At 74.9% G+C, this 24845-nt stretch carries 20 protein-coding genes; 9 read left to right on the forward strand and 11 right to left on the reverse strand.

The features are described 5' to 3' along the window. Positions 1-18: 18 nt before the first annotated feature. The 7 genes from LPU43_RS22585 to LPU43_RS22615 all read right to left on the reverse strand — a co-directional run bounded on the left by LPU43_RS22585 (position 19) and on the right by LPU43_RS22615 (position 9054). Complete coding sequence (locus LPU43_RS22585) at positions 19-753, reverse strand: thioesterase II family protein (RefSeq protein ID WP_229402499.1); 735 nt, start codon at positions 751-753, stop codon at positions 19-21. Further along, positions 750-2525 carry an asparagine synthase (glutamine-hydrolyzing) gene (gene asnB, locus LPU43_RS22590; protein WP_229402500.1) on the reverse strand — a complete coding sequence of 592 codons (1776 nt, stop codon included), beginning with the start codon at positions 2523-2525 and terminating at the stop codon, positions 750-752. Before asnB ends, LPU43_RS22585 begins: the two co-directional genes overlap by 4 nt. Positions 2526-2528: 3 nt before the next feature. Continuing rightward, positions 2529-4244: a non-ribosomal peptide synthetase gene (locus LPU43_RS22595; RefSeq protein ID WP_229402501.1), complete on the reverse strand. Its 1716-nt coding sequence runs from the start codon at positions 4242-4244 to the stop codon at positions 2529-2531. A 17-nt stretch (positions 4245-4261) separates the two neighbouring features. After that, positions 4262-5098, reverse strand: a complete 837-nt coding sequence (locus tag LPU43_RS22600) for a fumarylacetoacetate hydrolase family protein (protein ID WP_229402502.1) — start codon at positions 5096-5098, stop codon at positions 4262-4264. Continuing rightward, a complete protein-coding gene (locus tag LPU43_RS22605; protein WP_229402503.1) occupies positions 5095-6123 on the reverse strand; it encodes a hydroxymethylglutaryl-CoA lyase-like TIM-barrel protein in 1029 nt (342 codons plus the stop codon). The genes LPU43_RS22600 and LPU43_RS22605 overlap by 4 nt, the downstream gene beginning before the upstream one ends. A gap of 511 nt (positions 6124-6634) precedes the next feature. After that, positions 6635-8137, reverse strand: a complete 1503-nt coding sequence (locus LPU43_RS22610) for a hypothetical protein (RefSeq protein ID WP_229402504.1) — start codon at positions 8135-8137, stop codon at positions 6635-6637. A gap of 92 nt (positions 8138-8229) precedes the next feature. Further along, positions 8230-9054, reverse strand: coding sequence for a TrmH family RNA methyltransferase (locus tag LPU43_RS22615; RefSeq protein WP_229402505.1), 825 nt, complete (start codon positions 9052-9054; stop codon positions 8230-8232). Between the two features lie 272 nt (positions 9055-9326). Between LPU43_RS22615 and LPU43_RS22620 the strand changes: the two genes are divergently transcribed. Continuing rightward, positions 9327-9692: a hypothetical protein gene (locus tag LPU43_RS22620; RefSeq protein ID WP_229402506.1), complete on the forward strand. Its 366-nt coding sequence runs from the start codon at positions 9327-9329 to the stop codon at positions 9690-9692. A gap of 14 nt (positions 9693-9706) precedes the next feature. On the opposite strand, the gene LPU43_RS22625 is transcribed toward LPU43_RS22620, so the two are convergent. After that, positions 9707-10348, reverse strand: coding sequence for a response regulator (locus LPU43_RS22625; protein ID WP_229402507.1), 642 nt, complete (start codon positions 10346-10348; stop codon positions 9707-9709). Then, complete coding sequence (locus LPU43_RS22630) at positions 10345-11565, reverse strand: sensor histidine kinase (RefSeq protein WP_229402508.1); 1221 nt, start codon at positions 11563-11565, stop codon at positions 10345-10347. The genes LPU43_RS22625 and LPU43_RS22630 overlap by 4 nt, the downstream gene beginning before the upstream one ends. Positions 11566-11708: 143 nt before the next feature. Here LPU43_RS22630 and LPU43_RS22635 point away from each other — a divergent pair, with 143 nt between their 5' ends. From LPU43_RS22635 to LPU43_RS22660, 6 genes are all read left to right on the forward strand, one after another. Then, on the forward strand, positions 11709-12458 hold the full coding sequence (locus LPU43_RS22635; RefSeq protein ID WP_229402509.1) for an ABC transporter ATP-binding protein: 750 nt from the start codon (positions 11709-11711) through the stop codon (positions 12456-12458). Beyond that, positions 12455-13957, forward strand: coding sequence for an ABC transporter permease (locus LPU43_RS22640; RefSeq protein ID WP_229402510.1), 1503 nt, complete (start codon positions 12455-12457; stop codon positions 13955-13957). The genes LPU43_RS22635 and LPU43_RS22640 overlap by 4 nt, the downstream gene beginning before the upstream one ends. A 51-nt stretch (positions 13958-14008) precedes the next feature. Continuing rightward, positions 14009-15145: an endonuclease domain-containing protein gene (locus tag LPU43_RS22645; protein ID WP_229402511.1), complete on the forward strand. Its 1137-nt coding sequence runs from the start codon at positions 14009-14011 to the stop codon at positions 15143-15145. Between the two features lie 18 nt (positions 15146-15163). Next, positions 15164-15865, forward strand: a complete 702-nt coding sequence (locus LPU43_RS22650) for a hypothetical protein (protein ID WP_229402512.1) — start codon at positions 15164-15166, stop codon at positions 15863-15865. After that, positions 15862-19077 (forward strand): ATP-binding protein, encoded by a 3216-nt coding sequence (locus LPU43_RS22655; protein WP_229402513.1) that lies wholly within the window; start codon positions 15862-15864, stop codon positions 19075-19077. Before LPU43_RS22650 ends, LPU43_RS22655 begins: the two co-directional genes overlap by 4 nt. Before the next feature lie 62 nt (positions 19078-19139). After that, on the forward strand, positions 19140-19760 hold the full coding sequence (locus tag LPU43_RS22660; RefSeq protein ID WP_229402514.1) for a DUF6518 family protein: 621 nt from the start codon (positions 19140-19142) through the stop codon (positions 19758-19760). On the opposite strand, the gene LPU43_RS22665 is transcribed toward LPU43_RS22660, so the two are convergent. Then, complete coding sequence (locus LPU43_RS22665; RefSeq protein ID WP_229402515.1) at positions 19757-20992, reverse strand: acyl-CoA dehydrogenase family protein; 1236 nt, start codon at positions 20990-20992, stop codon at positions 19757-19759. The two genes, LPU43_RS22660 and LPU43_RS22665, sit on opposite strands and share 4 nt — an antisense overlap. Positions 20993-21164: 172 nt before the next feature. Between LPU43_RS22665 and LPU43_RS22670 the strand changes: the two genes are divergently transcribed. Then, positions 21165-22094: an LLM class F420-dependent oxidoreductase gene (locus LPU43_RS22670; RefSeq protein WP_229402516.1), complete on the forward strand. Its 930-nt coding sequence runs from the start codon at positions 21165-21167 to the stop codon at positions 22092-22094. 309 nt (positions 22095-22403) lie between these two features. Next, positions 22404-23642, forward strand: a complete 1239-nt coding sequence (locus LPU43_RS22675) for an FAD-binding protein (protein WP_229402609.1) — start codon at positions 22404-22406, stop codon at positions 23640-23642. A 7-nt stretch (positions 23643-23649) separates the two neighbouring features. Here the strand turns inward: LPU43_RS22675 and LPU43_RS22680 are convergent, their stop codons facing one another. Then, positions 23650-24789, reverse strand: a complete 1140-nt coding sequence (locus tag LPU43_RS22680) for a site-2 protease family protein (RefSeq protein ID WP_229402517.1) — start codon at positions 24787-24789, stop codon at positions 23650-23652. Positions 24790-24845 lie beyond the last annotated feature (56 nt).

The following is a 24845-nucleotide window of genomic DNA, read 5'->3' on the forward strand; positions in this document are numbered from 1 at the left end:
CCTTTCTGGATTACTGGCTCAAACACGTTCCGCGTCGGCGCCGACGCTGATCTCCCGCAGCCAGGAGAGGAACTCGGCACCGTGCAGGACGTCGGAGTGGTCGCCCGCGAAGACCCGGTGGGTGTGCGCGGCGAGGGTGACCGACCCCCACGCGCCGATCCCGTCCGTCGACGCGAGCCGGTCCCGGTCGCCACGGGCGGCGTGGATCGGGCAGCGCAGCCGCCCGTGCTCCGCCGCGGCGAACTCGCGCAGCACCCGGAGGTCCTGCATGGCCAGGTCGAGGGTCGCCTCCCGCCACTCGTCGGAGACGTCGGCGTCCGGGGCGAGGTCCGCCAGGTAGGCGACGAGGTCCGACCGGCTCGTCGTGACCGACTCGGGCACCGTGAGCAGGCTCGGGGCGGTCGCGCCGACGACCACCAGCGCGGCCACCTCCGCGCCGCGCTCCTCCAGGCGGGCGGCCACGGCGTACGCGACGTACGCGCCGAAGCTGTGCCCGACGAGCACGGGCCGGCGCGGCTCGCGGCGGGCCAGGAGGGCGAGGCAGTGCTCCACGACCGCGTCGAACGACCCGGCCCCCCGGCCGAAGTCCCGCCCGAACCGGCCCGGGTAGTGGAGCAGCCGCGCCGACGGCTCGAACTCCTGGACCACCGTCTTGAGCTCCCCGCCGAACGAGCCGGCCCCGGGGAACGCGACGATGTCGGGGCCCGACGGCGTGCGGGTTTCCCCGGCGGCCCGGCCCGGCGCGGGGTTCACAGCCGCAGCCCCAGTTCGTCCATGATCATGGCGATGCTGATGACGCTGAGCCGGAAGTCCCACTTCTCCGACTGGGTGGTGCGCGGGTCCGCGTCGAGGCAGTCCTCGGCGAAGACGCCCGAGGCGGCGACCAGCTCCCGCCAACCGGCCCACGTCCGCGCGTCCATGCCCGCACGCAGGTCGTACGCGGTGAACCCGTGCTTGCCGCGCCGCAGGACCGACTCGGGGACGATCCCCTCGTAGGCCGTCCGCAGGCACGCCTTGCCCTCGAAGTCGACCACCTTGGCGCTGTCGGGCACGCGCAGGGCGAGGGAGACCACCGGGTTGCCGAGGAAGGGGTACCGCCCCTCGATCGAGTTCGCCATCACCATCGAGTCGCCGTGGTCGCCGAGGAGGTGCCCGCACATCTGGACGTACACGTCGGCGATCGAGCGCAGTTGCATCGGCGAGAGCCGCTGTGTCTCCTCGTCGGTGAAGGGGACCAGCCGCGAGCGCCAGAACTCGTTGCCGGAGATCGCCTCCCGGGCGGTCGCGGTGAGGTAGGCGTCCCGGCGTCGGTCCACCCTGCGCCAGTCGACCTCCCAGCCGAAGTCCGCCCGCCCCCAGGCCTGCTCGTTCTCCTCCCGGGAGCTGCGACTGGACCTGGCCGCGCTGTCGAAGGCGTAGGAGTCGTACCCGAAGAAGAGCTCGTCGGCGCCCTCCCCGGAGACGACGCCCTTGATCCCGGCGGCCCGCACGGCGTCGGAGAGCATCATGGCCGCCACGTTGTACGTCTCGCGCTGCGGATAGCAGCAGTGCCGCACCATGCGCTCGAACCGCGACGTGACGTCGCTCTGCCGGCACCGGATGCGCTCGTGCTTGCTCCCGACCAGCTCGGCCACCTCGGTCTGGAACCGGCCCTCGTCCAGGTTCCGCTCGTCGAAGACCACGGAGAACGTCCGCACGGGCCGGTCGAGCAGCGCGGCCGACTCCATGACGATCGCCGTGGAGTCGAAACCGCCGCTGAGGTACGCCCCGATCTCCACGTCCGCCGAAAGGCGGTCGCGCGTGGACTGCCGCAGCCCCTCGCGGAGCGCCTCGGCGGAGACCGGCTCCGCGCCCTCGTCGAACTCGCCGTAGCGCCAGTAGCGCAGCGTCTCCGGCTCGCCGTCGCCGAACCGCACGGCGCATCCGGGCGGGACGGCCATCACCCCCGCCACGAGGGTCTGGGGGGCGACGACGTTGCCCAGCGAGAAGTACTGGTCGACCGCGCCCATGTTCAGCTTCCAGGCGCGGTCGACGCACCGCACGAGGGGCTTGATCTCCGAGCAGAAGTGAACCGTCGTGCCGACGACCGTGTAGTACAGCGGGCAGATGCCGAACCGGTCCCGGGCCAGGTACAGCGCGTTCTCGGCCCGGTCGAGGACGACGGTGGCGAACTGCCCGTCCACCAGGCCGAGCCCGTCGACGCCGTACCGGGCGACGAGTTCCGGGATCACCGAGACGTCGACGCCGTTGCCCTGCCGGTCCTGGCCCACCCGGGACCGCAGCTCCCGCGCGTTGTAGATCTCGCCGTTGGTCATGGCCACGTAGCGCCCGCCGCGCTCCTCGGCCGGCTGCCACCCGTCCACCAGGCCGGTCATGCCGAGCCGGCCGAGCTTCGCGGCGATCGTCGCGGTGTTCAGCGAGTACGTCTCGTCGGGCCCGCGATGGACCAACTGGGAGTGCATCGCGGCCGGGATGCCGCGGTCGATGCGCCCGTCCGGGGCGAAGGTGCCACACACACCGCACATGGGTCACGCACCCCGGTCCGGCAGTTGGGCCACGAGGGCCTTCAGGTTCTCCGCGCGCAGCACGTCCCGCACCCCGACGTCCATCCAGCCGAGCTCCTTCAGCGTGCCGACCAGCAGCACCGTGGAGGCCGAGTCGCCGCCGACCTCGTAGAAGTTGTCGTCGAGGCCGACGTCGTCGGTGCCGGTGAGCTGCCGCACCGCGTCGAGCACCCGGTCGACGGGGGAGTCGGCCACGGCCACCGGCGCCCTGCGCTGCCGGCTCGCCCGCAGCGCGTCCCGGTCGACCTTGCCGTTGCGGGTGTAGGGCATCTCGTCGACCTGCTGGATCACCGACGGGACCTTGTAGGAGTCGAGGGCCGTCTCCAGGTGGGCGCGGACGTCGCGGGCCGGGGCCGCGCCCAGGTAGTAGCAGACCAGGGCGTCCGCGTCGGAGGCGTGGTCGTCGTGCGACTCGGCGGTCACCACCGCCTCGTCGACCCCGTCGAGGCGACAGGCGGCGCTCTCGATCTCGCCGGGGTCGAGCCGGTAGCCGCGGACCTTCATCTGCCGGTCCAGCCGCTCGACGTAGAAGACCTGCCCGTCGCGGCGCTCGACGATGTCGCCGGTGTGGTAGACCCGGTCGCCGCCGTCGTCGAGGAAGCGTTGGATGCCGTGCGGCGTCAGGTAGCCCAGGGCCACGCAGTCGCCGGTGAACACCATCTCCCCCCGGGCGTCGACCGACCCCGACCCCGCCGCCTCCGGCCCCGCCGCGTCGGCCAGCGGCGCGATCCGGTAGTCGCCCTCCCCGACGAACCCGCCGAGCGGGATCGAGTCGGCGCAGTCGTCCGGGTCGAGCCCGTCACTGAGGAAGTTGCAGATCGTGGTCTCGGTGGTCCCGTACGCGTTGTGGAACACCGCGACCGACGACCACTTCCGCAGCACCGCCTGCCGGCACGCGCCCCCGCCGTTGATCACGTGGCGCAGGCTCATCGCCTCGCTCGGCGTGGTCGCCGTCAGGGCGAACGGCGTGGTCTTGACGTGGGTGACGCGGAACCGCTCCAGCGTGCTCCGCAGCACCGGCCCGGGGGCGAGGTGCTCCTCGGGCAGGACCACGAGGCACGCGCCGGAGGTGAGCGTCCACAGGATCTCGGTGACGCACCCGTCGAAGGTCAGCCGCGCGAACTGGAGCGTGCGGCACGTCGGGTCCATCGCCAGCCGCTCGACGTGGTCGCGGATCACCCGCGCCAGCGGTTCGCCGCGCACCAGCACGCACTTCGGCTCGCCCGTCGAGCCCGACGTGTAGATCGCGTAGCCGACCCGGTCCGCGTCGGCCCCGGGCAGCGCCGGCGCGGCCTGCGCGCCCGCGTCGCCGCGCCACTGGGCCGGCACCTCGCCGAGCATCGGCGCGTGGGCGCCCGTCGGGGTCCGGGCGAGGGTCGTGATGCCGAGCAGGCCGACCTTGGTCGAGTACGAGGCGGTGTCGCGTGGGTCGATGAACAGGAACGGGCGGCCGGCCTTCAGCGCGCCGATCATCGCGATGATCGAACCGGCGTCCCGGGTCGCCTCGATCCCGATGAACTCACCGGGCGCGGTGCTCGCCTCCAGCCGCGCGGCGAAGTCGGCGACGTGCTCGCCGAACCGCCGGTAGCTGATGACACCGTTGCCGGTGTCGATGGCGTCGCACTCGGCGTGCGCGCGCACGGCCCGGTCGATGTCGGAGACTACGGAGAAGTCGCTCATGGACGGTTCACCAGCCCTCAGGCGACGGTGTGGGAGAGAGTGCCGACGCCCTCGACGACCGACTCGATCGAGTCGCCGGAGCGGATGACGCCGGCACCGGGGGTGCCCGTGCAGATCACCGTGCCGGGGGCGATGGTCCGGCCCGCCGTGAAGTATTCGACGAGGTAGCCCAGGTCGTACTTCATGTCGGAGGTCAGCGCGGTGGCGACGACCTCCCCGTTGCGGACGGTCGACACCCGGATCGACTTCAGGGTCACGTCGTCGAACTCGTCCAGGGTCACCACCTGCGGCCCGACGCTGCAGAACGTGTCGAACCCCTTGGCCCAGGGGATGTACCGGGGGTTCTCGCGGATGACGTCCTCCGCGGTCATGTCCAGCACGGCGGTGACCCCGGCGACGACCGAACGCCAGGAGGCGCGCGGCACGTTCTTGCACTCCTTGCCGATGACCAGGCCGAGTTCGGCCTCGGCGGTCACCCGCTTGCTCTGCGTCGGCAGCTCGATGCGCCCGCCGTTGTCGATGAGGCAGCTCCTCGGCCGCAGGTACGACCCGGGCCCGGAGACGGGCTGCTCGGCGTCCAGGTCCCGGGAGTGGTTGTGGTAGTTCAGGCCCGCGCCCCAGATGTCACCGGCGTCGATGACGGTCGGGGCCTCGTCGAGCCGCAGGTCGGCCGCCGCGAGGGCCGGCGGGCGATCGAGCAGGCGGGCCAGCTCCTGCAGCCGGGAGTCGTCGAGCAGGTCGACGAGTCGGCTCGACGCGGGGAACCCCTCGATGTCCGACAGCGGCGTCCAGCCCCCGTCGTGACCGACGAGGATCTCGTGGCCGGTGGGCGTCTGACGTCGGGCGAATCTCACTTCGTTCCTCCAAGAAGCGCTGCCATGGGGGTGCCGGTCACTGCCCCGGTCCGGACGAGGAGCTGCGCCGCCGCCCGGATGTCGTCCTTGCCGACGCTGTGCTCGGCCAGCTCGACGGCGGCCCGCATCAGGTGCCCCGGGTCGAGGAAATGCTCCGCGCAGAGCTCCTCGATGAGTGGGAAGAAACCGGAGTGAACGCCGATCACGCCGCCGAGGACCTGGAGGTTCCGGTTGTCGGGGAGCGCGTCCAGGCTGCTGCGGCAGAATTCGGCGAGCCGGGCCAGCTCCTGATAGGAGTAGACGTCGTCGCCGACCATGCTCAGAATGCCCGCCAACGATTCGGTCTCGGCGTTGCCGGCGCCCCGACCAATTCCCGCCAACGTGCCGTCGATGATGGCTGCGCCCGAATCCAGGGCGGCCATGCTGTTGGCGTTCGCCATTCCGAGATTGTCGTGGCCGTGGAATCCGACCACGGGGCAGCATTCCTTCGCGGCGGCGATGTAGCGGCCGATGTCGCTGGGGAGCATGGAGCCGTAGGAATCGACGACGTAGAGCCCCGCGATGTTGTCGGGAATGCCGTCCAGGAGGCTGGGTATTCGGTTGGCGGGGGTGGCGCTCGACTTCATGAGGTTGAGGTAGACCTGCTCGCACATCTCGGTGGCGCGCTTGATGTAGCCGAGGTTCGCCTGGACCTGCTCGGCCGACATCCCGATGCGCACGAAGGACATGCCCTGGTCGCACAACTCGCGCAGGGTCTCCAGCCGGCTGAACTCGGGCTGCGCGAACATGCCCCACTGCGAGGAGGACAGCTCCGCGCGGGCGATCTCGCACCATCTCCTGATGTCGATGTTGCAGGGCCGGATGCCGATCCGCTCGGCCTCGAAGCCGACGCCGTGGCCGATCTCAATTTTCGTCACCGGCGTGTCGTCCATGCGGTTGAGCAGGTCGACGACGAATTTCTCGTCGAGTTGGAAATCGACGACGTACGACCCCTCGCGCAGGGTTGTGTCGAGCACGTCAACCATTAGGGACTGTGCTGCGGGCATGCTCACTCTCCGAACTTAGACGGCCGGAACTTCGCGGGTCGCACCGTTGCCCCACGGATTACCGGCTATGACAGTCAATGTGAATCGGAGCGTCCTCGTGGCCTCATCGGCGGCCGGAAAGGGTTGTTCGTGGTATCCGCGCCTGCCAGGAAATGCGCACGGCTGTAGTCTTGCGGCGCGAGCTTGGCAAAACCTTGTTGCCATCTTGCCTAAACGCCGGTGTGCCGGTGCGTTTTGATTGTCGCCGGTCCGTTTCGGTTTGGCCGTTTTGCCCCTCGCGACGGGGATCGACGTGCCGGCCGGCGCGGTGCGAAAAGGGACGGCCTACGCATTGTGGCCCGCGCGGCGGGGCGGGGCGTGGCGCGATATGGCCCGGGGCGGTGGGGCGCGGTGCGGCCCGGGGTGCGCGTGGCCCGTGCGGGGCGTGGCTCTGGGCGGGACGGCCGGCGGGACGGGTGCGGGGGCGGACAGTTCCGCCCCCGCCTGGCACCTACCGGGTGAGCGCTGTCTGGAGTGCCGTGGTGGAGAAGCCCTCGGGCAGCGGAAGGCCGAGGAGCACGAAGAGGGCCGCCAGGAACGCGGTCCGCTCGGACTCGCCGACCGCGCCGCCACGGCGGACGGTCTTCGCCGTCGCGCCGACCGCCTTGAAGGCGCCGGGGAAGTCGGCGGCGGCGAGCGCCGCGAGGATCTGCTCGGCCGCCTTGGATGGTGCGCCCTCCGGCTCCGCCGACCCGGCGACCGCCGCCGCGTGATCCTTGGCGATCCGCTCGATCTGCTCGCCGACCTGGGCCTTCACCGACACCGTCTCATCCGGACGGCCCGCCACGAGCAGCGCGCCGTCCAGCCACTGCGGCTCCACGCCCTGCGCCGAGCCGACGCGGGCCACCGGCAGCACCAGGGCCGGCGGGTGCTCGATCCCCAGGTCGAGCGCCAGCAGGCGCAGCCACAGCAGGTCGCCCGTGACCGCCTCGGCGGAGCTGACCAGCGTCGCCGCTCCCACCGCGTACCCGCTCGCCGCCGTCAGCAGCGGCGTGACCCGCAGCGACGCCGACAACGCCCCCGCTCCCTCCGTGAGGCTGCGCGCCCGCAGCGCCGGCGACCAGCGCACCTCCCCGGCGGGGTCGGCGCTCAGCACGGCCAGCGGCGCCCGGCCGAGCGAGACCGACTCGGTCCGGTCGGCGTGGCCGGCCGCCAGCAGTTCCTCCAGGTACGCCTGGAGCGTCTGCTCGTGGCTCAGGCCGTCGTGCCGGCCCGCCCGCACCGCCGCCCCGGTCTTGATGACCGGCGGCGTCAGCCAACTCGCCGGGTCGGCGCTGGGCTCGTGTTCGCCGAGGCCGAAGCGGACCGGAAGCCCGACGGCGCGGGCGAACTCCAGGTCGGCGGCCGAGTGCGCCGGGTTGACGATGACCGCGCCCGTGCCGAACTCGGGCTTGGCCCAGTCCGCGACCCAGACCGGAAGCAGGTCGCCGTGCAGCGGGTGGCGCACGAAGAGGCCACTGAAGTACGGCCGCCGCCGCACCTCCGACCCCGCGAGCGCCTCGTGGTCCGGGTGCACCACGACGGCGCAGGCCGCCGTGAACGGCGACCAGTCGGTGGTGAAGGTGCTGATCGCGCCGCCGCTCGCCGCGCCCGTCGCGGCGTCGACGAACGGCAGGCGGAAGACCGCCCCCGGGGCCCGCCGCAGGGCCTTCTGCTGCTTGCCGTCCACCCGCGCGCCCCAGGACGGCGCGGACCCCGTGGCCACCGCCGACAGCGCGCCCGGCGAGGGTACGTAGGACAGCGTCCAGGGCCCCACCTCCTCGTCCTCGGCGCTCACCGCGATCCTGCCCGCGGCTGCCAGGGCGCGCAGCAGGTCCACGGCGGGGGCGGAACCCGCCGGGGCCGGGGAGTCGGCGAGCGCGCCGAGCCTCTCGCACGCGGCGGTCACCGCCTTCAACCGCCGCTCGTGCAGGTCATCGGTTGGAGCGCCGATTATCAGGACCTTGCTGCCCATGTTCGCCTCCGCCATTGGTGTTCTTCAGGACTACGCGGACATGCTAAGGGCCCGATTTCTCCCCAAGAACGCACGGGGCGGTGCGTCGCGGATCAGGAATTGGCTCTCTGCCGCGCCGCCTCGTACAGCACGACAGTTCCGGCCGCCGCCGCGTTCAAGGAACTGGCGGCGCCGACGATGGGGATTCGCACCGTCCGGTCACTCGCCTCCTGCCAGCCCGCGCTGAGGCCGTGCGTCTCGTTGCCGACGAGAAGAAGGGTCGGGCCGGTCAGGTCGTGGTCCGCGACATCCGAATCACCGTGCTCGTCCGTGCCGACGATCTGAAGCCGGGAAAGGCCGCGCGCACGCAGCGCGGCCACCCAGTCGAGAACGTCCCGGTGGCTGGCGACCCGCACGACCGGAACGGCGAACAACGAACCCGTGCTGGCCCGTACCGCCTTCGGGTCGTAGGGGTCGGCCGCGTGGCCGGTGACGACGACGCCGGAGGCCCCGAAGGCGTCCGCGGAGCGGATCAGGGTGCCGACGTTGCCCGGCGTCTTCGGGCGGTCGAAGACCACGACCAGCATCTTCGGCCCGACCGGTAGCCGACCCAGGTCGTCCTCGGGCTGCCCCACCACCGCCAGCAGTTCCGGTGACTCCTCCTCCTTGCCGCCGAGTTCGTGCATCAACTCGGGCGCGAGAGCCACGCGGGTGGCGGCGGCCCGGTCGAGGAGATCCCGGCACCACCGGGACAGATTCCGCCCGTCCGGATAGAGCAGGGCGCGGATCTCCCAGCCCTGTTCGAGGGCCAGGGTGATCGGCCGCACTCCCTGCACCAGGAACTCGCCCAGGCGCTGGCGTTTCGTGCGGTTGACCAGCAACGCCTGCCACTGTTGGAAACTGGCGTTCCGAGTGGTGATCTTCAAGGTCTTCGCCACGCAGCCGATTCAACAGCATCGGCCAGCATTGGCCGAGGTGGGCCCGTGGGCGGCGGCCCGGAATTCGATACCGGGCCCTGACCCATTCCTTGCCCTCGGCCGCGACCTTCCAGTTTCGGCAGCAGTGGGGCCGGTCCCTCCGCCGAACGGCGGACTCCGCCGGGCCCGGTTCCGTCGGCCGGGGGAGGTGGTCGACCGGATACCGGTGGGAGCGTGGGCGCCGACGAGCCGCGCCCGACCGGGTGGCCGGCCGCGACGGCGAGGAGTGACCGGTGAAACGTGCCCTGCCCGTGCCCCTGTTCCTGGGCGCGATCCTGCTGCTGACCTCCGCCTGCGCCGACGCCGGGCCGCTCGAGGTCCGGTACGAGTTGACGGGCGCGACCGGGACGACCGTCCGACCGGTGATCACGGTGCCGGCCGAGGGCGGCGACGGGAGGCCGACCGAGGCCAGCGCCCAGGAGGCCGCCCCGCTGCCGTGGGGGCGGACGCTCGTGGTCGAACGCGGCCGGACGACGCTGGCGGCGACGCCGTCGGACGGCGCGCTGGTCTGCCGCATCGTCGTCGAGGGCCGGGAGGTGGCCCGGGTGACCGGCACTCCGGGCGAGCCGGTGACGTGCACGGCCCCGGTCGACGGGTGACGGTGAGCGGGGGGTCAGCTCACCAGGCGGCGCTCCCACGCCCACGCGGCGATCTCCACCCGGTTGCGGGCGTCGAGTTTCGCCTGCACGCTGCCCAGGTGGGTCTTCACCGTGCCCACGGTGATGAAGAGCCTCGCGGCGATCTCGGCGTTCGTGGCGCCCCGCGCCACCAGCCGCACCACGTCCAGCTCCCGGGGTGACAGCCCGGTCTCCGCAGGGCGGGCCGCCGTCGGCGGGTTCAGGTGCTCGAGCAGCCGTACGGTGATCGACGGGCTGATCAGGGCGTCCCCGGCGACGGCGGCGCGCACCGCCTCGACCAGCAGCGCGGGCCCGGAGTCCTTGAGCAGGAACCCGCACGCGCCGGTGCGCAGCGCGGTGTGCACGTACTCGTCCAGGTCGAAGGTGGTCACCACGACCACCCGGAACGGGTCCGCGACGCCGGGGCCGGCGAGCTGGCGCAGCGCCTCCAGCCCGTTCAGCCTCGGCATCCGGATGTCCAGCAGGACGACGTCGGGGCGCAGCCGCCGGGCCAGCGCCACCGCCTCCACGCCGTCGCCCGCCTCCCCGACCAGCTCCATGTCCGGCTGCGCGCCGATGATCATCCCGAAGCCGGTGCGCACCATGGCCTGGTCGTCGGCCACCAGCACCCGGATCACCGGCCGACCTCCCCGTTCACCGGCACCCCGCCGGAAAGCGGCAGCCTCGCCTCCACGACCCATCCGCCGCCGTCGCCGGGGCCGGCGTGCAGCGTGCCGCCGAGCGCGCCCACCCGCTCCGCCAGCCCGGCCAGCCCGAAGCCCCCTCGGCCTCCGCCCCGCCCGGGGCCGTCGTCGCTCACCCGCACCAGCAGCCCCTCCGGGGTGCGACCGAGGCGCACGTCCACCCGCCGCGCCCCGGCGGCGTGCTGCCGGACGTTCGTCAGGGCCTCCATCACGATCCGGTACGCCGAGGACGTCACCTCGATCGGCAGGTCGTCGAGCGGCCCGTCGACGCGCAGCCGGGCCCCGACCGGGCCGGCGGCGCGGAAGGCGTCCACCAGCTCCGGCAGGTCGGCCGCCCCGGCCAGGGGCGCGACCGGGGCGTCCCCGTCGCGCAGCACGCCGACCATCCGCCGCATCGCCGTCATGGTCTGCGCGCCGGCCCGTTCGATCTGCTCCAGCGCGGCCACGGCCCGCCCGGGGTCCCGCTCGGCGACGTACCGGGCGCCCTGCGCCTGCACCACGATGCCCGTGACGTGGTGGGCGATGAAGTCGTGCAGGTCCCGGGCGAACTCGGCGCGCTGCTCGGCGCGGACCGCCGCGAGTTGCCGCCGGCGGGCTGTCTCCGCCAGCCGCAGGTACATGCCGGCGGCGGCGGTCCCCGCCGCGAGCAGCGCGTACGCCATGCCGACGATGAGGTGGACGGCTCCGGTGTCGGCCCGCAACGGCAGCGCGGCCACGGCGAGGCCGGTGACGGCGACCACGGCGGGCGCGGCCCGGGGTGCCGCCCGCCGGGCGGCCACGAAGACGATCCCGAGCAGCCCGCACGACTCCGCCAACCCCCAGAGCGAATCCGATCCGCGCAGCGGCACCAGGCCGTCGAGGCCGGCGCTGTGCCGCAGGTACGCGTACGCCGCCGTCGTCGCCAGCGACCACGTCGCCACCGCCCCGGCCGCGAGCGCCAGGCGAGGCGAGCCCTGCCGGTGGGCGGGCAGCCACACCGCCGCCGTGGCGACCGCCAGGGCGACCTGCGCCAGCGCGGCCGGCAGCGCGATGCCGCCGCCGAGGAGGAACACCCGTCCGCCCGTGACGTCGACCAGCCCGAGCAGGGCCATGCCGACCAGGGCGGCGGCCTGCCCGGCGCGCCGCCATCCGGGGCTCAACTCTCCTGTCATCGCACTTCACGGTAGCCAAGGGGCCGCCCGGGGCGGATCTGCCGAAAGGCGGACCGGGCGGCGGCGGACCCGACCCGGGGTGGATGCGCCGCCGGGCTCCGCCCCGCCAGGCTCTGCCGCGTCCCGTGAGAGGTGGAGGCAAGATGACGAAGCATCCCGACCCCGCGCCGGCCGTCGCGGCGGTCGACCTGGTCAAGGTGTACGGCAGGGGGGAGACGGCGGTACGCGCCCTGGACGGCGTCACCGTCGGCTTCCGCCGGGCGGCGTTCACGGCGATCATGGGCCCGTCCGGCTCCGGCAAGTCCACCCTGATGCACTGTCTCGCCGGCCTCGACACGGCCACCTCCGGTCAGGCGCTGCTCGGTGGCACCGACCTCACCCGCCAGCCCGACCGGGTGCTCACCAGGGTGCGCCGGGAGCGGATCGGCTTCGTCTTCCAGGCGTTCAACCTGCTGCCCCAGCTCACGGCGGCGCAGAACATCACCCTGCCGCTCGACCTCGCCGGCCGGAAGGTCGACCCGGTGCTGCTCGACGGGCTGGTGGGGGCGCTCGGCATCGGCGACCGGCTGACCCACCGCCCCGTCGAGCTCTCCGGCGGCCAGCAGCAGCGCGTCGCGCTCGCCCGGGCGCTGGTGTCCCGCCCCGAGGTCGTCTTCGCCGACGAGCCGACCGGCAACCTGGACTCCCGCTCGGGGGCGGAGGTGCTCGGGCTGCTGCGCGACTGCGTCCGTACCCTCGGGCAGACCGTGGTCATGGTCACCCACGATCCGGGGGCCGCCGCGTACGCCGACCGGGTCGTGCTGCTCGCGGACGGCCGGCTCGCCGGCGACCTGGACCGGCCCGGCCGTGACGCGGTCGCCGCCGCCCTGCACGACCTGGCGGTGGCCCGGTGAGCCGGCGCGGGGAAGTGCTGCGCTCCCAGCTCGCCGACGCCGCCCGCCGCCCCGCCCGGACGCTGCTCACGGGCCTCGCGATGGCCGTCGCGGCGTTCGTCGTGTTCGGTACGGTGCTGGCGCACCAGGTCACCGAGCGGACCCTGCTCGCCGGCCTCAGCGGCACGCCCGCGGCGGCCGACCTGGTCGTCTCCGGGGACGTCACCACCCGGACCCTGGACGCCGCCCGCCGGGTGCCCGGCGTCGCCGAGGCGGTGGGCCGCACGGACGCCTTCTACGGGTTCGCGGGCGGGACGGGCGGGCTGTCCGTGTACGCGGACCCCGGCACGGGCCCGCTCGCCACGGTCCGCGTCACCCGGGGCCGGTACCCGGGCGCGGCGGACGAGATCGCCGTCACGCGGCGCACCGTGGAGCGGCTCGGGCTGGCCGTCGGCGGCACCCTGCGGGTCACGGCGGGCGCCGATCCGGCCCGGTCGGTCCCGCTGACCGTCGTCGGCGTCGTGGCCGCCCCAGACGACCCGGGGGCGGCCGGCTACACGACGGAGGCGTTCGCCGCCCGGCTCGCCGGTCACGACGGGCTCCGCCAGGTCGAGCTGCGGCTGACGCCCGACGCCCACCCGGCCGACATCGCCGTGTCGGCCCCCGGCGACGGGCCGCTGCCGGCCGGGCTGGTGGAGCGGGCCCGCGCCGACGCCGGGCTGGACCGGGTGGTGCCCTACCGCGCCAGCCCCGACGTGCGGGTCGCCGGCGTCGCCGTCGAGGGCCTCGCCGCGGTCGACCTGGACCTGCGGGCGCTGGCCACCCGCGCGGACTTCGGCGCGAGCGCGGGCAGCCTCGCCGACGCCGGGCCGGGACGGGTGGTGCTGCTGCGGGTCGCCGCGACGATGGCGAACACGCCCGTCGGCGCGGGCCTGCTGCTGGCCCCGGCCGACCTGGACCGGCTCGGCGTGCCGGCCGCCCCGACCGGCCTGCTGGCCGACGTGGCGGGCGACGGCGGGCGGGCCCGCTCCGCGGCGGTGGCGGCGCTGCGCGCCGCCGGTGGCCCCGGGGTCGGGATCGAGGTGACCGCCGACGACCGCGACGACCTGGCCGGCGACCTGCGGGCCGTCACGGCCGTGCTGCTGTCGCTGCTGGCCCTCACCGTCGTCGTGGCCGTGGTCGGCGTCGGCACCACCACGGCGCTTTCCGTGGTGGAGCGCACCCGGGAGTCGGGCCTGCTGCGCGCCGTCGGGATGTCCCGGCGTCGGCTCGCGGCGACGCTCACGGTCGAGGCGGGGCTGTACGGCGTCGTCGGCGCGACCCTGGGCCTGCTGCTGGCCCTGCCGTACGGGTGGCTGACCGTCGCGGCGCTCGGGGCGGGCGCGCCCGTCGAGTTCCCGGCCGGGCGGCTCGCCCTGGTGGTGCTGGCCCTCGCGGCGGCGACGGCGCTCGCCGGCCTGCTCCCGGCTCGCCGGGCGGCCCGGGTGGGGCCGGTGACGGCCCTGGCCGCCGCCGACTGACGGGGCGGGAGGGACGGCGGCCGGCCCGGCGGGCCGGTAGGGTGCCCGACCATGCGTGACGGGGCCGGTGCGGACTGGTGGGCCGCCGTGCCGCCGCACCGGGTCAGTCACCTCGTGGACGCCGACCCCGAACTGCTCCGGCTGGCGCTCGACCCGCTGCCGCCGACCGCGCCGGCCGTGCTCGCCCACCGTCCCGAGCGCGGGCTCTCCCTCGCCGCCCTGGTCGCCGCCCTCCTTGACCAACTGGAGGAGGCCGCCCTCGCGCTCTTCCCCCGCTGGCTGCCCGACGCCGGTCGGCTGGAGGGCGGCGGCCCGCCCGCTGTGGCGGCCGTCCGGGGGATCGCCGGCCGGCTCGCGGCCCGCTCCGACCACTTCGGACCGTTCGTCGCCGACCTGGCCGAGAGGGCGCTCCGCGACCGGGCCGCCGCCGGCGCCGAGGGCGCGGCCGGGGACGCCAGCGCGGGTGGGGGCGGTGCAGGCGGTGCGCGCGGGGGCGGACGGCGGCGCCGCCGTCCGCGCTTCCCCGTCGAGGTACGCGCCGCCGGGCTGACCCGGGTGCTCGCCGAGGCGTACGGCCGCGACGACCTCGTGCTGCTCGCGCAGGCGCCGACGGACGCCGCTCCCGGCGACGGGCGGGTGCTGGTGGCGGCGGCCGAGTGGCTGGTGCAGCACGGCCGGTGCGCGGTCTGGATCGTCGGTCCGCTCGCTGCGGCCACGGACCGGGTCCGCCCCGTGCCGGTCCGGTTGCCGACGCCCCTCGCCGAGCTGGCCGGGGCCGCCAGTCGGGTTTCCGACAGCCCCGCCGCAACGGGGCTGTCGTTTCCGCCGTTGGCCGGCGCGCCCCGCCCGGACAGCCCGGCCGAGCAGGCCCTGGAGCGGGCCCTCGCCCCACACGACTGGGCCCGGGGCCGCCGCTGGAACCACACCTACGAGTGGCACCTGCTCGCCCGGCCGTACCGGGTGGATCTCCTCTGGACGGTGGAGGGACTTGCGGTCGAGGTGGACGGCCCGGAGCATCGGGGAGCCATGATGTTCGCCGACGACCGGCGGCGCGACGTGCAGCTCCAGCTCCTCGGGCTCGACGTGCTCCGGTTCACCAACGAACAGGTGCTGACCGACGTCCAGGCCGTGCTCCGGAGCATCCGGGACCTGCTGGCCCGGCGACGCACGGCCGGCGCGCACCCCTGACAGGAGACTGAGACACCGATGTCGAGCGGCACCGCCGACCTGCCGAACCTGACCCCCAACCAGATCAACGCGCTCGTCGTGCTGATGGTGGAGGCGCGGGAGCTGACCAACGCCGAGCTGCGGGAACTGGCCGGCTTCGCGCTCACCGGCAAGGACAACGAGAAGCTGGTCAAGCTCGGCCTGGTGGAGACCGACCGCAGCCACCGCCCGTTCTCCCACGAGCTGACGGACGAGGGCTGGCGGGTGGCGCGCCGGCTGCACCGCGGCACCCCGCCCAGGGCGGGCGGGTCGGCCAGCCGCTCCCTGTTCACCCTGCTCGGGAACCTGGACCGGGCGCTGGAGCGGCTGCGGGTCAGCCACGCCGACTTCTTCACCCGGACGGCCGCCGAGCCGGCCCCGGCGGCGGAGGGCGGCGCGACCCCGACCGCCGAGGCCGCGCCCCCGACCGCCGGTGGCGGTGAGGTCGCCGAGCTGGTCCGGGCCGCGTACCGGGAGCTGGCCCCGACGCCCGGCGCCTGGGTCGGCCTCGCCGACCTGCGCGACCGTCTCGACGGCACCGATCGCGCGGCGGTGGACGACGCGCTGCGGGCGCTGGTCCGGCAGGACGGCGTCCGGATCATCCCGGTCGCCAACACCAAGTCGCTGACCGCGCGGGACCGGGCGGCGGCGGTGCGCATCGGCGACGAGGACAGCCACACCCTGTCGATCGGGGCGGCATGATCCCTGACGACGAGCGCGCCGCGCTGGAGGCGCTGACCTTCCACCCGGCGGTCACCCCCGACGACGTGTGGCGCCCCTCCCCGTACGACGTGCCGGAGCTGCACGAGCGGGTCGCCGCCGAGATCCTGCGCGGGGTGGCCCGCGCCCGCACCGACGACACCAGCCGCCCCCTCGGCGTGGCCATGCAGGGGCGGGCCGGCTCCGGAAAGACCCACCTGCTCGGCGCGGTGCGGGAGCGCATCCAGCACGACGGCGGCTACTTCTTCCTGGTCAACATGGTCAGCGGCCGGACCTTCTGGTCGAGCGTCGCCCTGGCGATGGTCGAGGGGATGGGCCGGGCCTCCGGCGGCTGGGACACCCAGCTCCGCAAGTTCCTGCGCCGGCTCACCTCGCAGCTCGGCATCCCCGCCGAGGTGCGGGACGCGGTGGCCGGCGCCCGCGCGCTCACCCGCGAGCACCTGGACACCTTCGTCCGCGCGCTGCGGACCCATCACCGCGAGGTGGGCCGGGACTGCCAGGACACCGCCCGGGCGCTCGTGCTGCACGGCTCCCGGGAGTTCGACGACCAGGACATCGGCTACGCCCACCTGATCAGCGAGCCGGGCGACCCGGCGGGGCGGGCGGAGTGGGGGCTGACCCACGGGGTACGGACCCCGCAGCAGATCGTGCAGGACGTCTCCCGGCTGATGGCGCTCACGCTGGACCCGACGGTGATCGCCGTCGACCAGCTCGACACGCTTCTAGCCCAGACCACCACATCCATGTTCGACCCCCGCGCCGAGCTGGACGACGCCCACGCGAGCGCGTTCGGGCCGATCGCCGACGGCCTGCTGACCCTGCGCGACGTCACCCGCCGGACGCTGCTCGTCGTGTCCTGCCTGCCGGACACCTGGGAGCTGCTGACCCGCAGCGCGCCGACCTCCGTGGCGGACCGGTTCCGGGTGTCCCTGCTGCCCGACCGCATTCCCACGCCGGAGATCGGGCGGGCCATCGTGGCGAAACGGTTCGCCGCAGTGTTCCGCGAGCGGCGGTTCACCCCGCCCCACCCGACCTGGCCGATCAGCGCCGACGCCTTCGCCGACGCCCCGAACCTCACTCCGCGCGCCCTGCTGCGCAAGGTGGACCAGCACGTCGCCCGGTGCCGTGACGCCGACGAGGTGACCCTGCTGGAGCGGCTCGTCGACGGCGGGGACGCCCCGCCCACGCCCGTGCCCGCCCCGGCCGGGGTCGCGGACCTGCGCCCGCTGGACGAGCGGTTCGCCCGACTGGTGGCGGCGGCCGACGTCGGGCCCGCGCTCGACCACCGCACCGAGGACGTCCACCTGCCGCCGCTGCTCGCCGCCGGGCTCGCCGCGTGGATTGCCGAGCAGGCCCCGACCGGGGCGACGTACAAGCACGACCCGCCTCCGGGCCGCAAGCCGGCGCTGCACGGCCGCCTCGTCGAGGTGCTGGACGAGGCCACCGAGAACGAGGCGCACTGGTGCTTCCGGGGGCTCGCCCACCCGAACGCGGTCGCCACGATCGCACGGGTCCGGGCGGCCTGCACGCTGGCGGGGCTGGACCGGCAGTACCCGCAGCGGCGGCTGGTGCTGTTGCGCAACGGCCCCTGGCCCACCGGTTCCCGTACCGCCCAGGTGCTGGCGGAGTTCGACGCGGCCGGCGGGGTGCGGTGCGCCGTGGCGGAGGACGACCTGCGGGTCTTCGCCGCGCTGCGGGAGCTGGCCCGGGAGCCCGATGCGGCCTACCAGGAGTGGCTGGTCGCCCGTCGGCCGGCGAGCGGCACGGCGCTGTTCCGCACGATGCTCGGCACCCCCGCCCCGGCCCCGGCCTTGGAGCCCGCGCCCGAGCCCAAGCCCGAGCCCGAGACCACCACGGCCGCCGCCGAGCCTGCCGCGTCCGGGCCCGCTTCGGCCGCCGCGTCCTCGCCGGGCGGGGACGCGACGCCGGGACAGCGGGCCGCGCACGACGGGCCGGCGGCGGACCCTGCGGCGGTCGTCCGGCTGGGGCATACCGCCGACGGGCGGCGGCCGTTCCTGCTCGACCTGGAGTCGCTGCGCCGGCACGCGGTGGTCTTCGCCGGCTCGGGGTCGGGCAAGACGGTGCTGATCCGCCGCCTGGTCGAGGAGTGCGCCCGGCAGGGCGTCTCCTCGATCGTGCTCGACCCGAACAACGACCTGGCCCGGCTGGGCGACCCGTGGCCGCAGCCGCCGGCCGGCTGGGGGCCGGGCGACGAGGAGCGGGCCCGGGACTACCTTGACCACACCGAGGTCGTGGTCTGGACGCCCCGGGTCACCGCCGGCCGGCCGCTGAGCTTCCAGCCGCTGCCGGACTTCACGCCGGTGCACGACTCGCCCGACGAGTTCGACCAGGCGATCCGTTCGGCGGTGGAGGCCCTCGCACCCCGCGCCGGGGTGGACCGGTCGACCCGACTCGCCCAGCAGGGCAAGGCGGTGCTGACCGAGGCGCTGCTGGCGTACGCCCGGACCGGCATGGTGGGCCTGCCGGGGTTCACCGAGTTCCTCACCGACCTGCCCGATGGGGTGAGCCGGCTCGCCCGCGCCGACAAGCTGGCCCTGGAGTTGGCCGAGGCGCTCAAGGCGGCGATGGTCACCGACCCGCTCTTCGGCGGCGCGGGCGCCCCGGCCGATCCCGGTCTGCTGCTCACCCCCGCGCCGGGCCGACGGGCCCGGGTGTCGGTGGTCAGCTTCGTCGGGCTCACCTCCGACCAGGAGCGGCAGAGCTTCGTCAACCAGTTGCAGATGGCGCTGTTCGCGTGGGTGCGGCGGCATCCCGCCGGGGACCGGCCGCTGGGCGGCCTGCTCGTCATGGACGAGGCGCAGACCCTCGCCCCGTCGAGCGGGAACACCGCCTGCACGGCCAGCACGATCGCGCTCGCCTCGCAGGCCCGCAAGTACGGCCTCGGGCTGGTCTTCGCCACCCAGGCCCCGAAGGGCCTGCACAACCAGGTCTCCGGCAACGCCACCACCCAGTTCTTCGGCCTGCTCAACGCCCCGACGCAGATCGACGCGGCGCGGCAGCTCGCCGAGGCCAAGGGCGGCCGGCTGCCCGACATCGGGCTGCTGGGCAGCGGCCAGTTCTACGTGGCGGGGGAGGGCTTCCCCTTCGTCCGGGTGGACACCCCGATGTGCCTGACCCACCACCCCAAGGCGCCCCTGACGCCCGAGGAGGTGGTCCAGCGGTCGTCCCCGTGAATCCGAGAGAATTTCGCACCCGAACGACGGGCCCCGGCCGCATACTCGGTATGCTCCCGGCCATGTCGTTGGTTGATCGGAAGGTGGCGCTCGCCGCCGTGGTGGGCGGGCTCCTGCTCGGCTCCCTCGACTTCGTGTGGATCAAGTTCGTCCCGTACCCCCTCGCCGAGCTGGGCAACTCGACCGCCACCTGGGCGATCGCCGCCTTCTTCTTCGGCTGGTGGGTGCGCTCCGGATGGCTGCGGGCGGCGCTCGGCGCGGCCGTCCTGCTCGTCCTCGCGGTGCCCAGCTACTACCTCGCGGCGACGCTGATCCAGGGCGACGACCTGGCGATCGTCTGGGGGAAGACCGCGCTGCTCTGGATGCTCCTGGGGGTGCTGACCGGGCTGGTCTTCGGCGTCGGCGGGGTCTGGGCGCGGGCCGAGGGGTGGCGAGCGGTGGTCGGGCTCGCGCTGCCGGCCGCCGTCCTCCTCGAGGAGGCGACCCGCTTCGCCCTCCGGCTGCGCGACCCGAGCTACTCGTCGGAGCTGGCGTGGAACGTCGCCATCGACGTCGCGCTCGCCCTGCTGCTCGTCGCGCTCCTCGGCCGTACGCACCGGCAGCGCGCCCTCGCGCTGGCCGTGTCGCTGCCGATGGCGGCCGTCGTCCTCGTCGCCTTCGCCGTCTTCGGCGCGGCGGTCTAGTAGGCCAGCTCCACGGGGCGGCCGAGCAGGTGGGCGCCGTTGTTGCCCAGCCAGCCCTCGGCCGCCGCCGCGTGCTGGCCGAAGGTGTGGATGTCGCGGAAGCGGCGCTGGATCGGGGAGGAGTCCCGGGCCGCGCCGCCGCCCGCCGACCGGTAGCAGGCGTCCACGGCGGCGGTGGCGGCCTCCGTCACCCAGGGCAGGCTCGCGGAGATCACCGGGCGCAGCGCGTCGACGGCGGCCGGGTCGCCGGCCTCGGCCGCCCCCAGCAGGTCGTCGGCGAGCGACCGCAGCAGCGTCCGGGCCGCCCGGACGTAGAGGTCGGCCCGGCCGAGCTGCACCCGGAAGGCCGGCGAGTCGGCGAGCGACTGCCGGGCGTACAGCCGCTGCCGGCCGGCGTCGAGCAGGGCGACCATGTCGTCCAGCGCGCCCTGGGCGATCCCGACGGCCACCGCGCCCAGGTGCAGGACGAACTGGGACAGCGGCGCGACGAAGCCCGGCCCCGGCACGCACGGGGGGCCGGAGAAAATGTCGAAGCTCCGCCCGGCCGGGCAGTGGACCGAGTCGATCACCACGTCGTGGCTGCCGGTGCCGCGCAGCCCCAGCGAGTGCCAGGTGTCCTCCACCCGCACCTGATCGACGCGCAGGAGCATCGAGCGGACCTGCGCCGGCTGGCCGTCCGGGCCGGGCAGGGGTTGGCCGTCTTCGGTGAGCACGCAGTTGCCGAAGATCCAGTCGGCGTGCCGGGACCCGCTGGCGAACCCCCACCGGCCGGTCACCCGGAACCCGCCGTCGGACGGCTCGGCCCGCCCCTGCGGGGCGAAGCCGCCGGCCACGACGACGTCCGGGCCCTGCGCGTACAGCTCGTCGAACCGGTCGCGGGGGAGCATGGCGAGCAGGTGCGGGGTCTCCGCGCCGATCATGACCGTCCAGCCGGTGGACCCGTCGGCGCGGGCCAGCGCCTCCAGCACGGCCAGGCCGGTGCGCGGGTCCGCCCCGTACCCGCCGTGGCTGCGCGGGACGAACATCCGGAAGCAGCCCGCGGCCCGGAGCCGGTCGAGCAGGTCAGCCGGCAGCTCCCGGGCGGCCTCGATCTCCGCGGCCCGCCGGCCCAGCTCCGGGGCCAGCTCCCGCACGGCGTCGATGAGTCGGGTCCGGTCCTGGTCGTCCATGGTCGCCTCCTGCTCGCCCGGCATCGCGGCGGCGTCACCGCCGCGCCGCGCGACTCGCGGCACCGGGTCATGTCGAGGCTGCGCCGCCCGGCGTCCCGCCGGGAAGGGACGCCGGTACCGGCCGACCGGGCGCTGCGCCCACGCCGCGCGGCCGTCGGCGGTGGTGAGAGGGGCGCCCCTCTCTACCGCAGGCGTTAAGAAGGTGCCCTTCCTTTCAGCTACCTATGCTCGGGGGATGGAACTGCGGATCTTCACCGAACCCCAGCAGGGCGCCAGCTACGACCAGTTGCTCGCCGTGGCCCGTTGCGCGGAGGACGCCGGCTACGGCGCGTTCTTCCGCTCCGACCACTACCTGAAGATGGGCGCGGTGAGCGGCGAGCCGGGGCCCACCGACGCCTGGACGACCCTGGCCGGGCTGGCCCGGGACACCTCCCGCATCCGGCTCGGCACCCTGATGACGGCGGCCACGTTCCGGCTGCCCGGCCCCCTGGCCATCACCGTCGCCCAGGTCGACCAGATGAGCGGCGGCCGGGTGGAGCTGGGCATCGGCACCGGCTGGTACGCCGAGGAGCACACCGCGTACGGCATCCCGTTCCCCTCCCTCGGAGAGCGGTTCGACCGGCTGGAGGAGCAGCTCGCCGTCGTCACCGGGCTCTGGGAGACCCCGGCGGGCGAGACGTTCGACTTCGCCGGCCGCTACTACCCGGTGGCCGACTCGCCGGCCCTGGCCAAGCCGGTGCAGCGGCCCCGACCGCCGATCCTGCTCGGCGGCATGGGCCCGAAGCGCACGCCCCGCCTCGCGGCCCGCTACGCCGACGAGTTCAACCTGCCGTTCGTCTCCGTCGCCGACACGGTGGCCCAGTTCGACCGGGTCCGTGCCGCCTGCGCCGACATCGGCCGGGACCCGGCCACGATGCGCTGGTCCAACGCCCTCGTGCTCTGCTGCGGGCGCGACGAGGCGGAGGTGCGACGGCGGGCCGAGGCGATCGGCCGGGAGCCGGACGAGCTGCGGGAGAACGGCCTCGCCGGCACCCCCGCCGAGGTCGTCGACAGGATCGGCCGGTACGCCGAGGCCGGCAGCGGGCGCGTCTACCTCCAGGTCCTCGACCTGGCCGACCTGGACCACGTCGAGCTGGTCGCGTCCGAGGTGATGCCGCAGCTCTAGGCCGTGCGCGGGGCCGGTCCCGGCGGCGGCGCGGGGACCGGCCCCGGCCGTGGCGTGGGCGCCGGTCCAGGGCCGGGCGTCGGGGCGGGGAACGGGTTGCTCGGCTCGACGATGGACGCGTTGCCGTGGGCACGCGGGGCGTCGAGCCGGGCGGGGTTCGGGTAGCTCCTCATCGGCGTAGGGTTCCCCGAAACGCCCCGGCCAACCGTGCCCCGACGGCCGCGCGGCCCGGGGCGACGCACCGCCGAGCGACGGGAGCGCGACGTGGACGTGGGGGAGCGGAAGCCGGCGACCGGGGCCGGGCCGGGCGTGCCGGAGCGCAACTGGGCCGGCAACATCCGGTACGCGGCGGCGCGCCGGCACCGCCCGTCCACCGTCGACGAGCTGCGCCGCCTGGTCGCCGGCAGCGCCCGGGTGCGGGCGGTCGGCAGCGGGCACTCGTTCAACCGCCTCGGCGACACCACCGGCGACCTGGTGTCGCTGGCCGGGCTGCCGCCCACCGTCGAGGTCGACCGGGAGCGCGCCACGGTGACCGTGGCCGCCGCCGTGCGCTACGGCGACCTGGCCGCCCGGCTGCACGCCGCCGGGTACGCCCTGCCGACGATGGCGTCGCTGCCGCACATCTCGGTGGCCGGCGCGGTGGCCACCGCCACCCACGGCTCGGGCGCGGGCATCGGCAACCTCGCCACCGCCGTGACCGCCCTGGAGCTGGTCACCGCCGACGGCGAGCTGGTGACCGTGCGCCGCGACGCCGACGCCCGGTTCCCCGGGATGGTGGTCGCCCTCGGCGCGCTGGGCGTGGTCACCCGGGTCACCCTGGACGTGGTGCCCGCCTTCGAGCTGCGCCAGTACGTCCGGCTCGGGCTGCCGCGCGCCGCGCTGGACGAGGCGTTCGCCTCCGCGTACAGCGTCAGCCTCTTCACCGACTGGCGCGGCGACGGGTTCGGGCAGGTGTGGCGCAAGCAGCTCGCCGACGCGCCGCCGCCGGAGGACGGCTGGCTCGGCACCACGGCGGCGACCGCGCCCGTGCACCCGGTGCCGGGGATGCCGGCGGGCAACTGCACCGCGCAGCTCGGCGCGCCGGGCCCGTGGCACGAGCGGCTGCCGCACTTCCGGCTCGGCTTCACCCCGAGCAGCGGCGACGAACTCCAGTCGGAGTACCACCTGCCCCGGGCGGCGGCGGCCGACGCGCTGGCCGCCCTCGACCCGCTGGCGGAGCGGATCGCCGCCGTGCTCCAGGTCTGCGAGCTGCGCACGATCGCCGTCGACGGCCTGTGGCTGAGCCCGCAGTACGACCGGGGCAGCCTCGCCGCGCACTTCACCTGGACCGGCGACGTCGACGCGGTGGCCCCCGTGGTGGCCGAGGTGGAGCGGCGCCTCGCCCCGTACGCGCCCCGCCCGCACTGGGGCAAGGTGTTCGCGCTCGACCCGGCGGCGGTCGCCGCCGCGTACCCCCGGCACGCCGACTTCCTGGCCCTGCTGCGCGAGGCGGACCCGGCGGGGAAGTTCCGCACCGACCTGCTGGACCGCTACTTCCCCCGCGCCTGAGCCGGGGTCAGCGCCGCCCGGCCGCCTGCTCGCGGAGGCTGCTCCGCTGCACCGCCCGGCTGATGTCGCTGGGCGAGACGATGCCGACGAGCCCCCCGTCGGCCACCACCAGCGCCCGGCCGTCGGCGCACTCGCTGAGCCGGGGCAGCAGGTCGGTCAGCTCCTCGTCCGGCGAGGCGAGCACGAGCTGGTCGGCCCGGCACGCCACCTCGGCCAGCGTGGTGGCCGACCGCCGCTCGGCGGGGATGCCGCGTACCCGGTCGACGGTGACCAGGCCGACGGGCCGGCCGTCGGTGGTCAGCGGCAGCGCCGAGTGCCGGTACGCGAAGAGGTAGTGGTCGACGAAGTCGGCCACGGTCATGTCGCCCGACGCGGTCTGCGGCTGCGGGGTCATCACGTCGGCGACCCGCACCCCGCGCAGCGCGCTGCCCATTCGGGCCTGCCGCTCCTCCATCCCGGCCGCCCCGATCAGGAACCAGCCGATCAGCGCCAGCCAGAGCCCGCCGAACCCCGCGCCGACGAGGAACCGCCACAGCCCCAGCCCGATCAGCAGTACGCCGAGGACCCAGCCGGCGCGGGCCGCCACCACCGACGCCTTCGTCCGGTCGCCGGTGGCCTTCCAGACGGCGGCGCGCAGCAGCCGGCCCCCGTCGAGCGGGGCGGCCGGCAGCGCGTTGAAGACCGCCAGCAGGACGTTGATGCCGGCCAGCCAGGCCAGCGCGCCGAGCCAGAGCCCGTGCACGCCGGCCAGGGAGAGCAGCACCGCGACGCCGCCGAAGAAGAGGCCGATGATCAGGCTGACCAGCGGCCCGACCCCGGCGATGCGCAGCTCCGCGCCGGGGTCGCGGGCCTCCCCGCGCAGCTCGGCCACCCCGCCGAAGAGCCACAGCGTGATGCCGCCGACCTCCAGGCCGTTGCGCTTGGCGACCACGGCGTGCGAGACCTCGTGGGCGAGCAGCCCGAGGAAGAAGACCACGGCGGCGGCCAACCCCGCGAGCACGTACGCCCAGACGGGCCGGCCCGGGTAGGCGCGGGGGAACTGGACCGCCGCGAGCCCCCAGGCGATCAGCAGGAAGATGACCAGGACGCTCCAGTTGACCCCGACGGGCACGCCCGCGACGCGGCCGATCCGGAAACTCGCCCTCATGTTCCGGTCATACCCCGCGAAAACCGGCTCATGCCCGGCCGACGGGGCTGATCGGT

Source organism: Micromonospora okii (assembly GCF_020884795.1).
GTDB lineage: Bacteria > Actinomycetota > Actinomycetes > Mycobacteriales > Micromonosporaceae > Micromonospora > Micromonospora okii.

Excerpts from the sequence above, each read along its gene's own strand:
- asnB (WP_229402500.1), bottom strand. The coding sequence starts at position 2,525 with ATGTGCGGTGTGTGTGGCACCTTCGCCCCGGACGGGCGCATCGACCGC.
- LPU43_RS22595 (WP_229402501.1), bottom strand. The coding sequence starts at position 4,244 with ATGAGCGACTTCTCCGTAGTCTCCGACATCGACCGGGCCGTGCGCGCG.
- LPU43_RS22605 (WP_229402503.1), bottom strand. The coding sequence starts at position 6,123 with ATGGTTGACGTGCTCGACACAACCCTGCGCGAGGGGTCGTACGTCGTC.
- LPU43_RS22610 (WP_229402504.1), bottom strand. The coding sequence starts at position 8,137 with ATGGGCAGCAAGGTCCTGATAATCGGCGCTCCAACCGATGACCTGCAC.
- LPU43_RS22630 (WP_229402508.1), bottom strand. The coding sequence starts at position 11,565 with ATGACAGGAGAGTTGAGCCCCGGATGGCGGCGCGCCGGGCAGGCCGCC.
- LPU43_RS22635 (WP_229402509.1), top strand. The coding sequence starts at position 11,709 with ATGACGAAGCATCCCGACCCCGCGCCGGCCGTCGCGGCGGTCGACCTG.
- LPU43_RS22645 (WP_229402511.1), top strand. The coding sequence starts at position 14,009 with ATGCGTGACGGGGCCGGTGCGGACTGGTGGGCCGCCGTGCCGCCGCAC.
- LPU43_RS22650 (WP_229402512.1), top strand. The coding sequence starts at position 15,164 with ATGTCGAGCGGCACCGCCGACCTGCCGAACCTGACCCCCAACCAGATC.
- LPU43_RS22655 (WP_229402513.1), top strand. The coding sequence starts at position 15,862 with ATGATCCCTGACGACGAGCGCGCCGCGCTGGAGGCGCTGACCTTCCAC.
- LPU43_RS22660 (WP_229402514.1), top strand. The coding sequence starts at position 19,140 with ATGTCGTTGGTTGATCGGAAGGTGGCGCTCGCCGCCGTGGTGGGCGGG.
- LPU43_RS22670 (WP_229402516.1), top strand. The coding sequence starts at position 21,165 with ATGGAACTGCGGATCTTCACCGAACCCCAGCAGGGCGCCAGCTACGAC.
- LPU43_RS22680 (WP_229402517.1), bottom strand. The coding sequence starts at position 24,789 with ATGAGGGCGAGTTTCCGGATCGGCCGCGTCGCGGGCGTGCCCGTCGGG.